Annotated in this window: 17 protein-coding genes; all 17 read right to left on the bottom strand. The window is 52.1% G+C overall.

Features of this window, described 5'->3' with window-relative positions; translation table 11 throughout:
- Positions 1–12 precede the first annotated feature (12 nt).
- Positions 13–918: a carbohydrate ABC transporter permease gene (locus EH198_RS01700; protein ID WP_246014063.1), complete on the bottom strand. Its 906-nt coding sequence runs from the start codon at positions 916–918 to the stop codon at positions 13–15.
- A gap of 100 nt (positions 919–1018) precedes the next feature.
- Positions 1019–2311: an ABC transporter substrate-binding protein gene (locus EH198_RS01695; protein ID WP_124693818.1), complete on the bottom strand. Its 1293-nt coding sequence runs from the start codon at positions 2309–2311 to the stop codon at positions 1019–1021.
- A gap of 168 nt (positions 2312–2479) precedes the next feature.
- A complete protein-coding gene (locus EH198_RS01690) occupies positions 2480–4306 on the bottom strand; it encodes a histidine kinase (protein ID WP_124693817.1) in 1827 nt (608 codons plus the stop codon).
- 53 nt (positions 4307–4359) lie between these two features.
- Entirely contained in the window at positions 4360–8685 is a 4326-nt protein-coding gene (locus tag EH198_RS01685) for a PolC-type DNA polymerase III (protein ID WP_124693816.1), read from the bottom strand.
- 285 nt (positions 8686–8970) lie between these two features.
- A complete protein-coding gene (gene proS / locus EH198_RS01680) occupies positions 8971–10419 on the bottom strand; it encodes a proline--tRNA ligase (protein WP_124693815.1) in 1449 nt (482 codons plus the stop codon).
- Between the two features lie 66 nt (positions 10420–10485).
- Positions 10486–11760, bottom strand: coding sequence for an RIP metalloprotease RseP (gene rseP / locus EH198_RS01675; protein WP_124693814.1), 1275 nt, complete (start codon positions 11758–11760; stop codon positions 10486–10488).
- A gap of 139 nt (positions 11761–11899) precedes the next feature.
- Entirely contained in the window at positions 11900–13039 is a 1140-nt protein-coding gene (locus tag EH198_RS01670) for a 1-deoxy-D-xylulose-5-phosphate reductoisomerase (RefSeq protein WP_124693813.1), read from the bottom strand.
- Positions 13040–13061: 22 nt separating this feature from the next.
- A complete protein-coding gene (locus EH198_RS01665; protein WP_124693812.1) occupies positions 13062–13865 on the bottom strand; it encodes a phosphatidate cytidylyltransferase in 804 nt (267 codons plus the stop codon).
- 20 nt (positions 13866–13885) lie between these two features.
- Positions 13886–14653 (bottom strand): undecaprenyl pyrophosphate synthase, encoded by a 768-nt coding sequence (locus EH198_RS01660; RefSeq protein ID WP_124693811.1) that lies wholly within the window; start codon positions 14651–14653, stop codon positions 13886–13888.
- A 78-nt stretch (positions 14654–14731) separates the two neighbouring features.
- Entirely contained in the window at positions 14732–15286 is a 555-nt protein-coding gene (frr, locus tag EH198_RS01655; protein WP_124693810.1) for a ribosome recycling factor, read from the bottom strand.
- A complete protein-coding gene (gene pyrH / locus EH198_RS01650; RefSeq protein ID WP_124693809.1) occupies positions 15286–16014 on the bottom strand; it encodes a UMP kinase in 729 nt (242 codons plus the stop codon). The genes frr and pyrH overlap by 1 nt, the downstream gene beginning before the upstream one ends.
- A 235-nt stretch (positions 16015–16249) precedes the next feature.
- On the bottom strand, positions 16250–16900 hold the full coding sequence (gene tsf / locus EH198_RS01645; protein WP_124693808.1) for a translation elongation factor Ts: 651 nt from the start codon (positions 16898–16900) through the stop codon (positions 16250–16252).
- 209 nt (positions 16901–17109) lie between these two features.
- Positions 17110–17811, bottom strand: a complete 702-nt coding sequence (gene rpsB / locus EH198_RS01640; protein ID WP_124693807.1) for a 30S ribosomal protein S2 — start codon at positions 17809–17811, stop codon at positions 17110–17112.
- A 260-nt stretch (positions 17812–18071) separates the two neighbouring features.
- On the bottom strand, positions 18072–18707 hold the full coding sequence (locus EH198_RS01635; protein ID WP_124693806.1) for an MltG/YceG/YrrL family protein: 636 nt from the start codon (positions 18705–18707) through the stop codon (positions 18072–18074).
- On the bottom strand, positions 18704–19276 hold the full coding sequence (locus EH198_RS01630; protein ID WP_124693805.1) for a hypothetical protein: 573 nt from the start codon (positions 19274–19276) through the stop codon (positions 18704–18706). The genes EH198_RS01635 and EH198_RS01630 overlap by 4 nt, the downstream gene beginning before the upstream one ends.
- A gap of 30 nt (positions 19277–19306) precedes the next feature.
- A complete protein-coding gene (locus tag EH198_RS01625; RefSeq protein ID WP_124693804.1) occupies positions 19307–19612 on the bottom strand; it encodes a hypothetical protein in 306 nt (101 codons plus the stop codon).
- 55 nt (positions 19613–19667) lie between these two features.
- Positions 19668–21074: a flagellar assembly protein A gene (locus EH198_RS01620; RefSeq protein ID WP_124693803.1), complete on the bottom strand. Its 1407-nt coding sequence runs from the start codon at positions 21072–21074 to the stop codon at positions 19668–19670.
- Positions 21075–21099: the final 25 nt, after the last annotated feature.

Raw genomic sequence — 21099 nt, 5'->3', positions numbered from 1 at the left:
ACCTCCCCTCCGTTATTTATCTCTGAGAAATTTTTTCATCGAGAATGAGATAAGCACGACAATCAGGAAGAAAATGACGGAAATTGCGGAAGCGTATCCCGCATTTCTGAACTGAAAGCCTTGCTGGTAAATCAGCAGAGCCAGCGTTCGGGTCGAGTTCTCCGGACCGCCGTTCGTCATGATGTAAGGCTGAACAAACAGCTTAACGGCCTGAATCGTCGTAATCGTCAAAACAAAGACCGTTACATTATAAAGGCTCGGTATCGTAATGTAGCGGAGCTGCTGAAGCTTGTTCGCTCCGTCAATGGAGGAGGCCTCGTATAAATCCTTGGAGATTCCCTGAAGGCCTGCGAGAAAAATCATCATTTGGTAGCCGGCGGCCTGCCATACCGACATGAAGATTATCGAGTTCATCGCCTGACCAGGGCTGCGGAGAAAGGGCTGATTCGGAATGCCGAAGAAATGAAGCGCTGAGTTGATTAGCCCCTCATTCGGATTGTAGAGCGAAATCCAAAGAATCGCGATAACAGTCATGGAGGTGACGACCGGGCTGAAGTAGGCGATCCGGAACACGTTCCGCATCTTGAGCCGGTTGTTAACTAGCAAGGCCAGCATTAAAGCGACACCCGATTGAACAGGCACTACAATAACTGTGAAATACAAAGTGTTCCAGAGCGATTTATAGAACAGACCATCGGTAAAAAGAAGCTTGTAATTCTCAAAACCGGTAAATTGAATTTTATCCGGACGCAGCAGATTGAATTTCGTGAAGCCGAAGGCTACAGCTAGAAGAAAAGGCAGAACCAGAAAAAAGATCAGCAGGAGGACCGCCGGTGTGACAAACGAATAGCCAACCAGGATTTCTCGTCTTTTCTGCCGTCTAAAAGACGATATATGCTCGCGTTTCTGCGCATTCATTACCGTTTGCATCATCCATTCTTCCTTTCGCGCAGCTGATAATAGGCTTGCGGCAAAGGCGCTGCGCAACGCCTTTGCCGCGGGAGGTGTTCACTGCCACTTATTCGGCAAAATTGCGCTTGTACTCATCATCAAATGTGGACGCTACATTGTCCAAGGATTTTTTCACATCCGCACCGACCATAATATCCGTCAAGGCCTCAGCAAATTTCTGCGTCAGCACCGGATACGCCGGAGTAACCGGTCTGGCATGCGACACGCCCGTAACCTGCTCCTTGATAATGCGAAGCGGAAGCTCATTGTATTCCGTCAGGCTCTCAAACGCCGATTTGCGGCTAGCCGGCATGCTTATGGCCTGGGCCAGTTGGGTCGAGCTGTCTTTGTTCGTAATCCATTTAATGACCTCCGCCGCTTCCTTCGGATGCTTGGTGTCTCCCGATACCCCCACCGCCCAGCTGCCCGAAGGCGCGGTTTGAATGCCGCCCGGCTTTTTGGGGAAATAAGTAATGCCCCACTCCAGGTCCGGATAATTTTTGAAACCCGGAATATTCCAGGGACCTCCTAGTTTGGTGGCTGCTTTACCTTCCTCGAATTCCGTCGGCTTCGGATCGATATTGAACAGCTTTTCATTCGCCAGCTTTTGCAGGAACGCGGCCGCCTCTACGCCTTTTTGGCTGTTGACGAACCCTTCAGCGGTTGTCCCTTCCTTATTGACAATATCAGTGCCGCCGGAAATCCATAGCTGCTCGAAAGCGTAGGTCATCCACTCCCCTTTGTCGTTGATCATGTTCGTACCGAACACGCCGTCCTTGGACGTCTTCTTCATCACGTCGTACCATTCGTCCCAGGTCCAGGCATTTTCAATTTTGTCCGGAGGTGTTATTCCGTGTTCTGCCATAATTTTTTTGTTATAAAAAAGCACGACGGAGGACTCGTTCAAGCCCGGCGCAAAAAATTTGCCTTGATAGGAGCCTTGCTGAAGGATAGAGGGGACGAAATCGTCCAGGTCTTCCTTGGAGAAATACTCGTCCAGCGGGATAATAATCTCCGAGGCCGCATAGTTGGCAATGTTGGGTCCGTCCATTGCAAGCACATCCGGAAGGGTGTGGGAAGCGACGGCGGCATTGATTTTGTCTTCATAGGCAAAAGAATTGCCGCGGGTAATTACCTCCATCTTGACATGGATCTTCCCTTGATTCGCCTGATTGAATTCTTCAATCCGCTTAACATACACATTGTCCTCGACCTCACTGGCCTGCGGACGCCAGAAGGTGAGTTCGATGGTCGAACCTTCAGCACTGCCGCTGGTTGAACCGGAGTTTTTTGTCTCGCCGCCGGAGCATCCCGCGAGCAACGATACGGCAAGCAATGATAGTAGAATCCCCTTTTTCATGTGACACCGTCCTATCTAATGAAGTTATTGATTACGCTTTCATCATAAAAGGAAATGAGTTCTTCTCCTACTCTAAAAAATGGGGAATGGTGGACTTTTCTACTGAAAGCAATATTGTTTTTATGAAAACAAACAAAAATCCGGCTGATGGCACTACTTGGTGTGCCTTCAGCCGGACTCTGCCAAATCCAGGGGGAGCCGTAAAATTACTGTCGTCCCCTCATTCAGTTGCGAGCGGATGTCCACGCCATAGTCCGGGCCATACAGCAGCTTGATCCGTTGGTTGACATTCTGAATCCCGATAGAAACCGCAGCGGAGCCCGTATCCTCATGAATCTCCAGCACACGGGCTATCGTCTCGGGAGACATCCCTTTTCCGTTGTCGGTAACGGTGAATATTCTGCCGTTCTTGTCGATTTGTCCTGTCACATGAATAAGCCCGCCATACTCCTTCTCTTCAAGAGCATGAACCAGGGCGTTCTCAATAAACGGTTGTAATAAAAACTTGGGTACTGAGTGGCCTTCCAGTTCCGGTTCAATCTCATAAGTCACCGTGAATTTGTCTTCAAAACGACGGCTCATAATAAACACGTAATTTTTCAAATAGTTCAGATCCTCGGAGAAAATAACCTTCCCCGGGCTTTGGGCCGTATATTCCAGCATTTCCGACAGCTCAACAAGCATTTTGCTGATCAGGGACTGTTTGTTCTCAATGGCCAAATAATTGATGATATTCAGTGTATTGTATAAAAAGTGCGGATTGAACTGGAAATTAAGCGCCTTTAGCTCCGCCTCCAGTTCTTTCATCTTTGATTTGTAATTTTCTTCTATCAGCGTATAGATGCTTTCATTCATCTGGTTGAACTTGTGAATGATAATGTTAATTTCCTTCGTGCCCCCGGACTCAATCCACGTATTGAAGTGTCCGTCACCGCTCCGGTTGATGCCGCGCAGCAGCTTAATGAGCGGCATGGTGATCCGGCCGGACAGCAGCGCGGCGACCGCCACCGATATGAGGGTGATGATCAGCAAAGAGTACAGGGTGTACACGAACATGTCGGGAAGTGTTCGTTTCAAATTTTTATACGGAATAAAAACCGCCGACAGCCAGCCTGTCGTCTTCATCGTATCGAAGCAGACGACCAGTTTCTGCCCGCCGAGCGTAATGTACTGCGTGCCGCTCTGCTTGCTTATGGCGCTCGCAATCCATTCCCGGCTGACTTCGGCCGGATCGCCGGCCAGCTCCGAGCTGGATAAAACAGCCCCATCCCGGGTGAACATATGGTAATAAGAGCCTTCCACGTTCAAGCTTTCTTCAAGAGCATGCTGAAACATGAATTCCTGAAAATTCACGACCAAAATCGGCCGCTCAATACTCTTCTTCATTTGAATCAGGATGTTGTTCCGAACAATCGCAAAATTCATCAGCCGCGTTCCCGTAAAGACGTATTGGTCTTTCTCCGAAGGAGCAGTGGAGTAAAATTGCTCCAGTAGATTATATGTGGGAATCCAGGTTATGCTGCTGCGCGATTCGGTTCCGATCTTATAAATTTTGGAGTGGGAGTAATCCTTCTTTGGAATCCAAAAGGACGGTGTTTCTCCAAAAGTGTAATTCCTGGTTACCAGGTTGACTGAAAACATATCCTCCGTGGTTGGAAAGTATTTTTGCAAAATCCGCGTAATTTTACGGTCCGAGTCAATAGTGAAATCTCTGGAGCGCAAATTTTCCGTATTGAAAAAGTTGAACAGATCCTGGTCCAGATGCATATTAATGGCACTTTGCTCCACCCTGGCCAGACTGCTGTCCAACGATTGATTACCCATCCGCACAAGTCCCAGCGAAGTTTCACTGGCATTCTTTAGAATCACATCGGAGCTTTTTACCGTATACCCCACTGCCATGACCGTCAAAGACAAAAAAGTCATGGCTATAAAGGAGAGCGTCAGCCTTGTCCGTAGGCTCATATGAAAGAGAAATGCTTTAACTCTCCGCACTAGACCGACCTCCGAAATCGATGTAGCTTGCTGATAACAGAGGTCTCAAGACCTCAGAACAAGGATAACTGATTGCTCTCCGGCAGTCCCCGGAAGCAGCCGAGCCCGGTAAGCAGCTCTACGATTGTTTTGCTGGCCTTGGATTTCTGCTGAAAATCCTCGATGGACAGAAACTCTCCGGCGTCTTTGGCCGCCGCGATATTCTTCGCAGCGTTCTCGCCAATGCCAGCCATTGCGGAGAAAGGAGGAATAAGGCTGTCTCCGTCGACGGTAAACTTGGTGGCGTCGGAGCGATACAGATCAATGCTCTTGAAAGTGAAGCCCCTGGCCGTCATTTCGAGCGCCATTTCGAGGATCGGCAGCATCGCCTTTTCCTTCGGCAGTGCCTGGAAGCCTTTCGCCTCAATCTCAACAATCTGCCGGAGAATGGCGTCGTACCCCTGGCAGCACAGCTCGATGTCGAAATCCTCCGCGCGGACCGAGAAATACGTCGCATAATAGTGTATCGGATAATACAGTTTGAAGTACGCGGTGCGCACGGCGGAGATAACATAAGCCGCGGCGTGCGCCTTCGGGAACATGTACTGGATTTTGAGGCAGGAATCAATGTACCAAGCAGGCACCTTGCATTTCTTCATTTCCTCAATCCACTCCGGACTCAGACCTTTGCCTTTCCGCACGCTTTCGGTGATCTTAAAGGCCAGTCCGGCGTCCATGCCCGCTTTGTAGATCAGATACAGCATAATATCGTCGCGGCAGCCGATAACCGTCTTGATATTGCAGGTATTGTTCTTGATGAGATCCTGGGCGTTGCCGAGCCATACGCCCGTTCCGTGGGATAGTCCGGAAATCTGCAGCAGGTCGGCAAAGCTTGACGGCTTTGATTCGATAAGCATTTGACGAACGAATTTCGTCCCCATTTCCGGGACCCCATAGGTGGCGACAGGCGTTCGGATTTTCTCCGGCGTCACACCGAGGGATTCGGTGGAGTTGAACATGCTCATCACCTTTGGATCGTTCATCGGAATACTCGTCGGATCGACGCCGGTCAGATCCTGCAGCATCCGCATCATGGTCGGATCGTCATGACCCAGAATATCGAGCTTGAGAAGGTTGGCGTCAAAGGCGTGATAGTCAAAATGCGTCGTCTTCCATTCGGAATTCACATCATCGGCCGGATATTGAACCGGCGTTATGTCTTCAACCTCAATGTAATCCGGTACGACGACTATGCCGCCGGGATGCTGCCCTGTGTTCCGCTTGACGCCGGTACAGCCGGCCGCCAGACGGCCTAGCTCGGCGCCGCGCCAGCGCTTCTGCTGATCTTCCTCGTACTTCTTAGCGAAGCCGAAGGCCGTCTTCTCTGCGACGGTACCGATGGTGCCCGCCCGGAAGACGCTTTTTTCACCGAACAGCACCTTCGTATAATTATGCGCATGCGGCTGATATTCCCCGGAAAAGTTAAGGTCGATATCGGGCACCTTGTCGCCCTTGAAGCCGAGAAACGTCTCGAACGGAATGTCCTGGCCTTCGCCTTTCAGCTTCTCTCCGCAGTCTGGGCATGCCTTGTCCGGAAGGTCGAATCCGCTCGGTACGCTGCCGTCGAGGAACCATTCGCTGTGCCGGCATTCCGGGTTAAGACAAATGTAATGCGCTGGAAGCGGGTTAACCTCGGATATGCCGAGGAACGTCGCCACCACAGAGGAGCCGACCGAACCACGGGAGCCGACGAGGTACCCGTCCTGGTTCGATTTTTTAACCAGCCGCTCTGAAATCAGGTAGTTGGCGGAGAAGCCGTACTTGATGATCGGCTCCAGTTCTTTTTCAAGGCGGGCAACAACCACTTCGGGCAAATCCTCTCCATAAATGGATCTTGCCGTCCGGTAGCAGGTTTCACGAATCTCCTCGTCCGCTCCGTCGATGATCGGCGTGAACAGCTTGTCGGGGAACAGCTCGAACGGCTCAAAGCGCTCGGCCAGCTCCACCGTATTGGTGACAACGACCTCCATCGCTTTATCCTCGCCCAGAAAATCAAATTCCTGCAGCATTTCTTCCGTTGTCCTGAAGTGGGCGTCCGGCTTGCGCTGATCCTTCAGCGGACTAAATCCCGTAATGCCGTGGATCGTAATATCGCGAAACAGCTTGTAACGGGGCTCCAGATAATGCACGTTACCAGTCGCGATTACCGGCTTACTGAGTTTCTCCCCGATCTCGCAGATCCGGCGGACGACGTCGCGCAGCTCATCAGGGCTTGCCACGAAGCCTTTGTCCACAAGATGCATGTACATGGTCAGCGGCTGGATTTCCAGCACGTCGTAGAACTGGGCGACCTCCATCGCTTCCTCGGCCGTTTTGTTCAATACGGCTTCGAAGAACTCTCCCCGCTCACAGCCGGAAATAACCAGCAATCCGTCCCGCATGGTCTCCAGCTTGGACTTTGGAATGCAGGGCACCCGCTTGAAATAATCGGTGTGAGATAAGGATACAAGCTTGTACAGGTTCTTCTTTCCGGTCATATTCAGGGCGTAAATACAGCAGTGAAACGGACGCGTGTTGGACAGATCCTTGCCGACCTCGTCATTCAGACGGTCCAGCATCGTCAGCCCTTTCAGCTTCTCGGCATCGGCCAAAAGTCCGTTCAGGACTCCACCCAGCGCCACCGTATCGTCAACCGCCCGGTGATGGCTTTCCAGCAAAACTTTATATTTGTCAGCCAGCGTATTAAGCCGGTGATTTTTCATATTCGGATACAACAGCCGCGCCAACTCCAACGTATCAAGCGAAGGATTAGGCAGAAGCGGCAGCCCAAACTTGGCCAGCGATGCCTGGATAAACCCCATATCGAACCGGGCGTTATGCGCAACGAGAACACTGTCCCCGATAAAAGCAACAAATTCATGCAGCACAGGCTCAAGATCGGGGGCATCCTTTACCATATCGTCAGTAATATTGGTCAGCTGCTGAATATGGTAAGGGATTTTTTCATGCGGGTTGACAAAAGTAGTGTATCTGTCGATTTCCTGACCGCCCTGCATCTTGACGGCGGCAAGCTCGGTGATATTGTTGCGCGTAATAGAGAGGCCGGTGGTCTCGATATCAAAAACGACATAAGTTGCAGTTCTAAGCTCCAGCGGCTGAGGATTCTCCACTACATTAACCGCATCGTTAACCACATTCGCTTCAACGCCGTACAGCATTTTGATGCCGTTCTTCTTCGCCGCCTTGGCCGCATCGGGATAGCACTGCACTCCGCCGTGGTCGGTGACGGCAATCGCCGGATGTCCCCACTTGGCTGCGGTCTTGACATAATCTCCGATCGGCGTTACCGCGTCCATCGTACTCATGGTGCTGTGAAGATGAAACTCTACCCGCTTCTGCGGCGCATTGTCCTTGCGGGCCGGCGGAGCCGACACCTCGGACAGGTCCGATGGAATCATCACCAGTTCCGGGGTCTGCATGAAACGGTCGTATTCTACACGTCCGCGCGCTTTTACCCATTTGCCGTTCGCCAGCTGGCTCATTACTTTCAGATCGTCTTTCGTTTTGGCAAACATCTTCATTTGCAGCGAATCGGTAAAGTCGGTCAAACTGAACGTGAACAGCGTGCTTCCGTTGCGCAGCTCCTTGCGGTCAAGTCCAAAAATCGTCCCTTGGATCGCTATTCTTTTCTCTTCATCCTGGATCTCCACAATCGGCACGGGTTGATCCTTGATATCATATCCGACTTGAAGAGGAACGGTTTCCTCCCCGCCGCTGTCCTCGGAGGAAACCTCGGACTCTATAGCCGTCATCATCTGCTCGATAATTTCCCGCTGCTCCTGCTGGAGCTTCTGCTGGAATTCCTCGAAAGCCTCGACCTTGTTTTCTTTCTCCGCAATCTGCACTTTTACGCGCAGGGAAAGACCGAAATACGTATCGTAAAACCGGATGATCGCCCCATCGATGCTTTTTTTTCGGGCCAGATCCAGTGACATTTGATCGCTCATATTCAGCATCAGCGTATCGCCCTGAAGCGTCTGCTCCGAACGCGTCAGCCAACCGTTAACGGAAGGAATCTCCCGGTGAACCCACTCCAGGAACAGCCCCCAATATTCATGAAAAATATCGCTTCGGCTGACCGGTTCCTCATAAAGAAACAAAAAGCTGACCTTAGCGATATGCTGAAGCCGCTCCCGCATTCTCAGACAAAAAGTCCGATAGGCCTGTGCCGGAACCAGGCTCTGCTTCGCAACGACAATCCGCCAGTCGCGGTTGCCGCGGCTGATCTCCACCCGGTCGATATAGCCGTCCAAAAAATAGGGATCAATCAAAGCAGGCGGAATCTCTCCCTGCTTCATCAGCAGCTCGAACCGTTTTCTTCTCTCCTCGCTAATAGCCATGCTTCCCCCACCTTTACATTCCCCGATAAAGCGAGGTCTTTGCTGTCATTGTTGTCATTCTATCGCTATGAATCTTCCAAATAAACAAGCTTCCGGTGAGAAGAAACGGCGGGGCCGTCCTCTAAAGACGGTTCCCCGTCTCTCGTAGGCATACAGGCAAGAAATAGCGTGAGGCTAAACCCTGCCAATATGTTCGTAAAGCGCCCGGGCTTTCCGCCCGCCGTCTCCTGATCGCCAGAAGCTTACATTCCTTTTATCCAATGCTTATGAAAATGCTGTACAACCTTAGTACGCTTTGGCGAACACGACCGTATGCTGTGCCGGTTTGCCGCAGCAGATACATGTCTTCTTCGTTTCGCCCGGTTCAAAAGGAATGTTTCGGCTCGTTGCTCCCGTCTCTTCCTTTACTTGTGCTTCGCACGCATCGTCGCCGCACCAGCCGGCCAGCGCAAAGCCGCGTTTCTCTTCCATTGCCGCTTTCATTTCATCCAGCGTCTCGACGGAATAGAAATGTTCCTCACGGAATTTGAGGGCACGTTCGAACATTTCGTTATGAACCTGCTGCAGCATGGTCTCCACTTCTTCCACTAACCGGTCCTGCTGAACGATTTTCTTCTCGCCGCTGATCCGGGAGACGAGCACGCAGACGCCGTTCTCCATGTCACGAGGCCCAAGCTCCAGTCTGACCGGCACACCGCGCATTTCATATTCATTGAATTTCCAGCCGGGCGTCACATCGGAACGGTCGTCAACGCGCACGCGGATGCCTGCAGATTTCAGTTCCTTGAACAGCTCGTCCGTCCGGGCAATGACCGCTTCCCGCGTCTTCGGAGGACCGATTGGAATCATGATCACTTGCGTCGGCGCCACTTTAGGCGGCAGGGCGAGACCCCGGTCGTCACCATGCACCATAATCATCGAGCCGATCATACGAGTGCTAGTCCCCCACGAAGTCGTATGCACATATTCCAGATTGTTATCGCGGCTGAGGTACTGAATCTCGAATGCCACAGCAAATTTGGTGCCGAGGTAATGGGAGGTTCCCGCCTGAACAGCGCGTCCATCCTTCATCATCGCCTCGATCGAGTACGTGTCCACCGCTCCGGCAAAGCGCTCGGAAGGCGTCTTCTGTCCGGTAATGACCGGAATCGCCAAATAGCCTTCTACAAAATCGCGGTAGATTTCGAGCATCTGCATCGTCTCTTCACGCGCTTCAGCCTCGTTCTCATGCGCCGTATGACCTTCCTGCCACAAAAACTCGCTTGTGCGGATGAAGGGCAGCGTCCGCTTTTCCCAACGGACGACGTTCGCCCACTGATTAATGAGAACCGGCAGGTCACGGTAAGACTGAATCCACTTGGAATACATATGTCCAATCATCGTTTCGGAGGTCGGCCGGATAGCCAGCCGCTCTTCCAGCTTATCGCCGCCAGCTTCCGTTACCCACGGCAGCTCCGGATTGAAGCCCTCGACATGCTCTTTTTCCTTTTGAAAAAAGCTTTCCGGGATAAACAACGGGAAATAGGCGTTGCGGTGCCCCGTTTCCTTGAATCGGCGGTTCATCTCTTCCTGGATGTGCTCCCAAATTTCGAAGCCGTCCGGCTTGAACACGATGCAGCCGCGCACCGGGGAGTAATCCATCAGGTCGGCTTTCTTGATGACATCGATATACCAACGCGAGAAATCTTCGCCCTGCGGCGTTATTTCCGTAACAAACTGCTTATCTTTTGACATATAATGGTGTTCCTCCCGTAAATGGGCCCGGGCGGCAGTGGATTGCCGCATAGGGCCTAAACAAAATTAACCGCTAATCAGGCGCAAAATATCGTTATAGGTAACGGCGATCATCAGCAGAAACAGCATCGCGAAGCCGACGAAATGAACCATGCCTTCCCGGTTGGGATCAACCGGTTTGCCGCGCAGCGCCTCCACGCCAAGGAACACGAGCCGGCTTCCGTCAAGCGCCGGTATCGGGAGCAAATTGAAGATGCCGAGATACAGGCTGAGTATGGCCGTCCAGTGGGTCAAGTACACGATACCCTGCTGGGCAATTTGGCCGGTCAGCTTGAAGGTGCCGACGGGCCCGCTGAGATCGTCCATATTAAACTGGTTAATAATCTGTTTGAAGCCTATGAAAATCTGTTCTGTCGTGGTGACCATCATTTTGCCCGAAAGGCTGAGTGTTTCGCCTATTGTTGCATGACGGGTCGGAAGCTCCGGTGTAATCCCAACTTTGCCGCCCTCCTGCCCTTCCATGCCGCGAGGCGTCATCGTTACATTGATCAGCTGATCGTCGCGTTTAATAGTCCATTCCATTGCTTTTCCTTCGGATGCGGAAGTCAAGCTGATCATCTTCTTATAATCCGCCCCTATGTTCTCGCCATTAATCGAATAGACGATATCGCCTTTCTGAAGTCCCGCAGCTTCCGCAGGCATGCCCTCAGAGACCTCGCCGATCAGCACATAGGACGGGTTCTCTACCGCAACGCCGGCCATCTGAATGAATACACCGAACAGGATGAAGGCCAGGAGAAAGTTCATTACGGGTCCTGCCACAATAGCAAGCGCACGCTGTCCGACGGTTTTGCTGCCGAACTGCCGATTTTTGGGAGCGATCTGAATTTGCTGGCTGCCCTTGACTATCATGGCCTGAGGATGTACGGAATAGGTCGTAACTTCCCTATCCACATCCAGCTTAATTTGAAGATCGTTCTCAAGGTCCGCATGCTGCGCCTCGCCGCGGATGACGTTTCTGCGAGTATCCAACTGGTCGAGATAAATGTTCTTCACGACATTGCCGCTGCCTAGCCGCACCGCTATGGTCTGCCCGGCTGCAATTTCGATTACTTCGGGATCTTCTCCGGCCATCCGCGCGTATCCTCCGAACGGAAGCAAGCGGAGCGTAAACTGGGTTTCATTGCGTTTATAGGAAAACAGTTTCGGACCGAAACCGATAGCAAATTCTCTTACAAGAATCCCGGCGCGTTTGGCAAAATAATAATGTCCCCATTCATGTACCGTAACCAGTACGAAGAACATGAGCACCGTCAAAAAAACGACTTGAACCATTTCCAAGTTTGGCAGCCCCCTTTAGGTGTAAGACCGAAGTATGTCCTCTTAATTTATCATTATTCTCCGATCCGGCACAAGAGAATCAGCCCTTCAAACCAATTTTTCCGGTTATTGGCGGCTCTTGCCTTTGATTTTAAGCATCTTACAGGCTATGCGCCAGTGTGCGTGCCGCACGGTCGCAATCCTCTATCTGCTCCAGGCTCGGATGGCTCTCGGCCGTATGACGTTCGAGAACTTCCTCCAATATCTCTTCAATCCGCACAAAAGGGATATCACGCCGCAAAAAGCGGGCGACAGCGACTTCGTTCGCTGCATTGAAGGCAGTTGTCGCCGTCCCGCCGATCTTGCCGCATTCAATGGCAAGTCTTAACGCAGGATAGCGCGCAAAATCCATTTCGCGGAATGTCAGCTGTCCTGCCTGCGCAAGCGACAACCGCTGCGCCGGCGAATGCCACCGCTGAGGATAGGTTAACGCATATTGAATCGGTACACGCATATCGGGATTGCCGAGCTGGGCGATGATGCTGCTGTCGCGAAACTCTACAAAAGAGTGAATAATGCTCTCCGGGTGAAGCACTACGCCTATTTGTTCGTAAGGCAGACCGAACAGCCAATGGGCCTCGATAACTTCCAACCCTTTATTGACCATCGTGGCAGAGTCGATTGTAATCTTCGCGCCCATCGCCCAATTGGGATGGCGAAGCGCGTCTTCGACCGTTACGTTTCGAAGCTGCTCCCTTGTCAAATCCCGAAAGGAGCCACCCGAAGCGGTTAACGTAATTGAAGCGATATCCTGAGCTCTCTCTCCATTCAGGCATTGAAAGATCGCCGAATGCTCACTGTCGATTGGCAGCAAATTGACCCCTTTGCAACGGGCCAGCTCTGTGACAAGATGTCCTGCCGTCACAAGGGTTTCCTTGTTGGCCAGTCCGATGTCCCTGCCCGCCTCGATGGCGGCAAGCGTTGAGCGCAGACCGACGCTGCCCATAACTGCAGTCACTACATAATCGGCGTCTCCGCCAGCCGCTATCTGTACAAGTCCCTCATCCCCGCTGAACAGCTCAACCCCGGCGGGAAGCTGCGGCCGGATGTCGTCGGCAAGCTCCTTGCTGGCGACCGATACCCGCCGCGGCCTGAAGCGGCGGACCTGCTCCAGCAGAAGCGCCGTGTTGCTGCCCGCAGCGAGACCGTCAATTTCAAAGCTGTCCGGATGCATGGCCGCAACGTCTAGCGTTTGCGTCCCGATTGAACCGGTGGAGCCGAGAATGCTGATCTTTTTCAAGCGACACATACCTTCCTTCAAGTTAGTGATAGGGAATCAGCATCAATATATGTACGAACGGGAACACGATAATCCAGCTGTCGCATCGGTCTAGAATGCCTCCGTGACCGGGCAGCAGCGATCCCGAATCCTTGATGCCGTATGTCCTTTTATAAGCCGATTGGACAAGGTCCCCAAGCTGCCCGACAACGGCGGTGGCGAGACCGATAATCATCGCCCGCCCGAAAGTCAGCAAGTCAGGGGAAATTAAAGCAAACACAATAGCAATTGCCATTGCGATGATCACACCGCCCACTGCGCCTTCAACCGTCTTATTGGGGCTGATTGCCGGCCAGAGCTTTGCCTTCCCCCACGCTCTGCCGACAAAGTAAGCTCCGGCATCGCTGCCCCAAATGCAGCAAAGGAGCAAGAAGGTCCAGAACAGCCCATGGCCATCCGGCGCGAAGCGGGAAACCGCCATATAGGAAAATCCGGTTCCTATGTATAAAGCGCCGATGAACAGCAGCGCGGTTATGCGAATATCCAATTTATTCTTTGTAAAGACTGTAATGAAAAGGAATAGCAGCATCAAAAGCCATACCCCTTGCTGCCAGGACAAAGGCGCGGAAGCACCCAGCAAATCCCAGGGCATCATAAAGCAAAGCACTGCTGCATAACCTGCAATCGCACTGCCGCCCGCAGGTGAACAGCCGATCATTTTGGCGAATTCATAGAAGCCGATCAAAGCCATAATGGTTAACAGAAGGTGAAACCACCAGCCGCCAAGCAGGCACAAACCTAAAAACAAAGCTCCGGCTGCCACTCCGGTTATCAGTCGCTGCTTCAAGCGTTCTCAACTCCTATCGGCTACTTAAGCCCGCCATAACGGCGGGTGCGCCGCTGGTACTCGGCCACGGCCTGAAGCAGATGCTCCTTGCCGAAATCCGGCCAGTAAATATCGGTAAACCAAAATTCGCTGTAGGCCAGTTGCCAGAGCATAAAGTTGCTGAGACGCATTTCTCCGCTCGTCCGGATGAGCAGATCCGGGTCGGGAAGGCCTCCGGAGAGCAGCCGGCTGTCGATCATCTCAGCTGTAATTTGTTCCGGTGACAAGCGTCCCTCTGCGATATCTTTTCCCAAACTGCGCATGCAGTCCTCAATTTCCTTGCGTCCTCCGTAATTCAGAGCGAAATTCAAAATAAGTCCGGTATTATGCTTCGTGCGAAGTACCGCTTCTTCCATCGCTCTGCGGGTATGCGAAGGCAATGCCTCGCTGTCTCCCATAACTCGCACACGGACATTCTTCTCAATCAGTTCGTCCAACTCGATGGCCAAAAATTCTTGCGGCAAACGCATCAGAAAGTCGACTTCCTCTTTGGGTCGTGTCCAGTTTTCCGTCGAGAAGGCGTACATCGTCAAGTATTCAATCCCCAGCTCGTCGGCGGCAATCGCAGCCCGTTTAACCGCCTTCATGCCATTCTGATGACCCACAACGCGTGGTAATCCGAGCCGTTTGGCCCAGCGTCCGTTGCCGTCCATAATGATAGCCACATGCCGGGGAATATTGTCCGGTGAAATATCGACCGGCTGCTGCCGCTCTTCCCGGCCCAGCCAAGATTGAACCCGTTTGATCATTAACGATTCCTCCATGTTTCCTGCGAGAAAGAGACAAACCCCACCGTATGAGGAGGGGCCTTAATCTCTGCGCTATCTTTATACTTCCATGATCTCTTTTTCTTTGGCCAAAAGCACTTTGTCGACTTCGGCTACAAACTTATCCGTGGACTTCTGGATGTTCTCTTGATGTCCGCGGGATTCGTCTTCCGAAATGCCGTTTTTCTCCAGCTTCTTAATCTCGTCGTTTGCGTCGCGGCGGATGTTGCGGATCGCCACCTTGGCTTCTTCACCAAACTTTTTCGTCAGCTTCACGAGCTCGCCGCGGCGTTCTTCCGTAAGCGCAGGAATCGAGAGGCGAATCGTGCTGCCGTCGTTGGCCGGCGTAAGTCCGAGATCGGATTTCATAATCGCCCGTTCGATATCGGCGAGCGAGGATTTATCCCACGGCTGGATAAGCAGTGTACGCGAATCCGGGGTGTTGATGTTGGCAAGTTGGTTGACCGGAGTCGGCGCTCCGTAATATTCAACTTGGATACGGTCTAGCAGTGAAGGCGTCGCGCGGCCCGCGCGAAGCGTCGACAAATCGCGTTTGAGCGACAAAATCGCTTTCTCCATGCGCTCTTCGGCATTCTTTTTAACCGATTGCGGCATTATTCTACACTCCCTTTAACAATCGTTCCGATACGCTCGCCCAGAACGACGCGTTTAATGTTGCCCTGTTCCGTAATGGCAAACACAATAAGCGGTATATTGTTATCCATGCAGAGAGAGGAGGCAGTGGAATCCATAACGCCGAGGTTCTTGTTCAGCACATCCAGGTAAGTGAGTTGCTCATACTTCTCGGCGGTGCTGTCTTTAAACGGATCGGCGGAATAGACGCCATCGACTTTGTTCTTCGCCATCAGAATGACTTCCGCTTCGATTTCAGCCGCACGCAGCGCCGCAGTTGTGTCCGTGGAAAAGAACGGGTTACCCGTGCCTGCCGCGAAGATAACGACGCGCCCCTTTTCCAGATGGCGGATGGCCCGGCGGCGGATGTAAGGCTCTGCAATCTGCTGCATCGAGATCGAAGTCTGAACCCGAGTCGGCACGCCGCTCTGTTCCAGAGAGTCCTGCAAAGCCAGCGAGTTCATGACCGTAGCCAGCATGCCCATATAATCCGCAGTCGCCCGGTCGATGCCGCTTGCGCTGCCCGCGATGCCGCGCCAGATGTTGCCTCCGCCGCATACGATGGCGACTTGGACGCCAAGCTCGACTACTTCCTTAACCTGCTCGGCAATAGAGCTAATCGTATCCGCATCGATGCCGTAACCGTTTTGTCCCGCCAGCGATTCGCCGCTGACTTTCAAGACTACCCTTTTAAATACCGGCTGTTCCAAATTGAATTCCCTCACTTTGCAATGGTGCCTTAACGGGCCCCAGGTTAATCGTGCTTTCCTGCCGATGCACGGCGAGGATGAATCGGTGGTCAAACGGTCTGATGCCGAACCCGCTTCCCCAAAAGAATCACATCCGGCTTCTTCCGCTTGCAAAAGACGGAACACCATGTAACGTGTTCCGCTCTTGAAATCCCAGACTTATATTGGGTTCTTGGCCCTCGGCCGCGAACACTGATTATTGCTTCACTTGCGCCATTACTTCTTCTACGAAGTTGTCGACTTTCTTCTCAAGTCCTTCGCCCAGTTCGTAACGGACAAAGCGGCGGATGGAGATGTTCTCGCCAATGGTGCTGATTTTTTCGTTGAGCATATTGGAGATCGTCTTGTCGGGGTCTTTGATGAAGGATTGCTCAAGCAGTACATGCTCTTCATAGAACTTGTTGATGCGTCCTTCAACCATTTTATCAACGATTTTCTCAGGCTTGCCTTCGTTCAGCGCCTGTGCTTTCAGAATTTCCTTTTCCTTCTCGATTTCATCCGCAGGAACTTCTTCGCGGCGAACGAAACGCGGAGCGGCAGCGGCAATTTGCATAGCGATATCACGCGCGAACTCCTTGAATTGGTCGGTTTTACCGACAAAGTCGGTTTCGCAGTTAATTTCTACCAGAACGCCGATGCGGCCGCCGGCATGAATGTAAGATTCAACAACGCCCTCGGTCGCTGCGCGTCCAGCTTTGTTGGCTGCCGCGGAAAGGCCTTTTTCGCGGAGAATTTCTACTGCTTTGTTCAGGTCGCCGTTTGCTTCTTCCAGCGCTTTTTTGCAATCCAGCATGCCGGCGCCGGTTCTTTCACGAAGCTCTTTTACGGATTTTGCGTCTACTGCCATTGTTTAATCCCTCCAAATAAATTAAATAACCCACTAATTTAAAATCCCCACAAAGAGCAGCCATGGCTTTGGAATAATAGTCAGGTTCTTTGCGGGGACCCCGGAAACTTACACTCTTTTCTTTTGGTAAAAAAAGGGTAGTGAGAGGTTATCCACCTGCCAACCACCCTTTTCATTTAATTTCATATTCGATATGCAATCGGAAAGACTTAAGCAGACGTTGTATCTTCGCCTTGATGAGCTTCAACAACGGCGTCGGCCATTTTACCGGTCAGCAGCTTAACGGCGCGAATAGCGTCGTCATTGCCCGGAATAACGTAGTCGATTTCGTCCGGATCGCAGTTCGTGTCAACGATAGCGACAATCGGAATGCCCAATTTGCGTGCTTCGGCAACAGCGATGCGCTCTTTACGAGGATCGATGATGAACAGCGCGCTTGGCAGACCTTTCATGTTCTTGATGCCGCCCAGGAATTTTTCAAGACGATCTTTCTCTTTGCGGAGAAGGATAACTTCTTTCTTAGGCAGAACGGAGAACGTTCCGTCCTCTTCCCAAGCTTCCAGTTTTTTGAGACGGTCGATACGCTTTTGGATCGTTTGGAAGTTCGTCAGCGTGCCGCCGAGCCAACGTTGGTTGATGTAGTACATGCCCGAACGTTCGGCTTCTTCTTTTACAGAGTCTTGAGCTTGTTTTTTTGTACCAACGAACAGGATCGTACCATTGTCACCTGCTACGCTTTTTACAAAGTTGTAAGCTTCTTCTACTTTCTTGACTGTCTTTTGCAGGTCAATAATGTAGATTCCGTTTCTTTCAGTGAAGATATAACGATCCATTTTCGGGTTCCAACGACGAGTCTGGTGACCGAAGTGTACCCCAGCTTCGAGAAGCTGCTTCATGGAGATTACTGCCATCTTCACACACCTCCTAGATTTGGTTTATTGTGTGTCCCTCCGCCGGAATCATCTTGCAGCAAGACTTTCTTCAGAAGAAAGCACCGCTTGCTGTAATCAACCAACGTGTGTTTTAACACCGTCAATTAATATATCATAAGACTACATGGGATGCAACGTCTGACGCACGATTTTTGTCATAAAACGCGATTATCCCGGCGCAGCTGAAATCGGGGTTAAAGAAGGTGGCTGCATCTTTCCAAAAAGACCGCAAACGGCGGTCATTCTTCTACCGTAATCAGTTCGTCGATGATCGATTTGTTGCTTTGCCCTGCTGTGAAGCGGTAAAGACCGTATTGAATCCGGGTCTGTACTTTGCGGCCGGTGCCTTCAATCAAAAAAAGGTCCTTATCCTGGATTACGCCGGCTTCGGCCAATAAATCCGCGACTTCGGTAAGCGTGACCCCGCTCGGAATGCGCACGACAATACCGGAGTTTGCCGGTGAATCGGCGGCGGGTGCAGTCGGCGGAACGGCCGTGGCAGACGGCTCCTGGACCTCCGCCGAAGACGGCCCGGAGGGCGATGATGGTGCTTCAGGGGATACCGCCTTGTCCGGCGGCGATGCAGGCTGCTTATTTGCCGCAGGAGACCCCGAAGCAGCAGCGTCGCCATTGGCTGCACCCGCTGCATTTTGTTCCTGTGAGGTGGGATTTTCCTGTACCAGCTTCTGCCACTCCTCGGCTGTCAGCAGCTTGTCCTCCGCCCCGCTTACCTTCAGTTTCAGCTTTGAGGCTTCCCTGATTATCTGCGGCTTCGTAGGAGTAGCCATCCCGGCCGAAATCATAAGCTGGAGAAGAAGCGCGCCGCCCGCAAGCCCGCATCCGAGTCCGATCATAAAGGAACGATTCTTGATCACACCGATTCCTCCTGTTTGGCGAGCTGCAGAATCAGTTGAATTTCTCCCCGCTGCATTCCGGTTTTCTTGGCTATAATGTCAATGGATTTCCCTTGGCTGTCCAGTTCGAACAGCTGCGGATAGCGAAGCTTGATCGTACTGACCGGCTTGGCCTTGATCTCAGCCTCAGGCTTGTCAATCCCTTCTTCGGAGTCCTCTCCCCGCTTCGCGCTTTCTGCTGTGCCGGCGGAAATAGCCATCTGAAGAAGCCCGCTCTCATTTGCGGCAACACGGGTCTCAAGCTGCGATGTTCTATGCTGAAGCGCGTCAAGCTGTCCCTTCAATTCGCCAAGTTGCTCCTGAATAACGGCCTGATTGCTCTGAGACTGGGTCTTGATCGTACCGAGCAGCTCCAGCATCTCTCGGTTCTCGCGTTCGACATCCGACATATACAGTTCAAGTGCCGCTTCCATCTCTTTCAGGCTCTGCTTGTCTCCGGGGCTGTCCTTGCCGCGGACGCGTGCCGGCAGAAGCAGCGCATAGGCCAGAGCAAATCCGCCAAGCAGTACAATATACGCCCATGGTTGCACGTGTCCGGTCTCCTTTATTTCATAAGTGTCTTAAAGCGTAACATCAAAACGGCGTCCCTTATACGGGTGCTCCGCATTGTGTTCTTTGCTTTTCTTTTGTTCCTGTGAATGGCCATTGCTGGAAGAGCCTCCTCGGCGGCCATCCTCCCTTACAGCGGACTTTGACGACTCGTCGATCTCCGCACTGCGCTGGGTCTGCTCACGCGAATCTTTGATATTCTCCCCGGCCAACAGTTGCTGATTCAGTGCGGACCGGTGCTGAAGTTCTTGCTGCAGCTTGCCTGCTTCTGTTGTACGGGGCAAGGCTATTTGCAGTTCCACTGGCTTCAGGCTCACGGCAATCCCCTTCTTCTAGGCGATTTTGTCCGGCGGCGAACGCTATTCCACCGGTTCAGACGTTGGGCATTATGGATATCTCGCCTTCGGAATAGTAGTAAGTAATCCGCTCCGCCGTATCCTTGACGAATTTGGTATATCTGCCGATTACAATTTTGGAACCGCCGTAAATGGTCTTGACAACCGTGACCTTGGCCCTGTCTGTATCCTCCAGCATTTTTTCAATTTCAAGAATCCGTTCTTTGATGTGGGCTTCTTCCCTTTGCTGGGATTGCTTCGTGGCATTGAGCTTGATTCGCAGGGCTACCTTGTCCGGAGACAGGGTGCCGCTAATCGCGAGCTGATCCAGCAAATGGAGCGCCTTCGTCGTTTTATCACCGGTTTCCATAAAATGGCGGAGCTGCTGCCTAAGCTCATTAAGTTCGTTTCTTAATTCGGGCAGTACCCCAACCTCGATTGCCGTCGCCGTCGACATTGTATTCCCGATCGTGCGGGCCACTACCTTCTCTCCGGCCTGCACCGTTCCGCCAACGATTAAACCCTTGGTACCGTTGCAGAGCACGTTCCTACCGGCGCGAACATTGGAATGCATAATACTTTGCGAGACAATGACATCCTCGGCTGCCGTTACGTTTCCGTCCTGAATAAAGGACACCTTCACATTGGCTCCGGCGCTGACAAGCCCTTTGTTGTAGCCAATAATGCCGCCGGTAATTTCAATGGAACCTCCAGCGAACAGTTCCGCGCCTTCCACACCGCCGACCACCCGGATATCTCCTGCGGATTTCACCGAAAATCCGGTGAGCACATTCCCGCGGATAACAACGGTGCCGACAAAATCAATATTACCGGTGTTGTAATCGACGTCGCCATTCACTTCATATACCGGAAAGACATTGATTTTTCCTTTGTCCGTCAAGGACACCAAGCCGTCGATCGCGGCATACATTGAGGTTTGCTCTTTATCTAACAAGACGTTCTTACCGACTTTAAAGCGGGCGGTTTTTCCCATCTTGCAGGGGATTGGATCGCCTGTGACGGCCATGCCCAGCTGTCCCCCCTCGGGAGGAATCAACGTCGCGATCAATTCACCCTTGCGGACATTGCTCAACCGGACCAGTTCCTTGTAATCGACCTTGCCGTCGTCTTTTTCCAAGGGACGGTGGTCATCGTCATCCATCGCAACACTTAGCTCCACACGCCCGTCTATACCGTGGACAGGAGCTTTCCCCAAGGCGATTGCAACTTTACCGGAACGGTACTCCTCCGGGTTGCTTGCGAAACGGGTAACGACATCCCACTGTACGCCGTAGCGTACATTATTTTTTTGTAAAAAAGCGCCCAACTCATCGACCGTACATGCAAATCCTTCATCCCGCTTAAAGAACTCAAGGTAAGCGACTTCCTTACTCTCCGAAAAGCTGATACTCAAGTAATCGCTCAGTGCAAAATGGACGACCATCGTATCCCTCCTTGCCGCCATTTCC

Origin of the sequence: Paenibacillus rhizophilus (genome assembly GCF_003854965.1) — a bacterium.
Classification (GTDB): Bacteria; Bacillota; Bacilli; order Paenibacillales; family Paenibacillaceae; genus Paenibacillus_AQ; species Paenibacillus_AQ rhizophilus.
The sequence above is the reverse complement of the archived record's forward strand: the minus strand, read 5'-3'. Positions and strand labels throughout refer to the sequence as shown.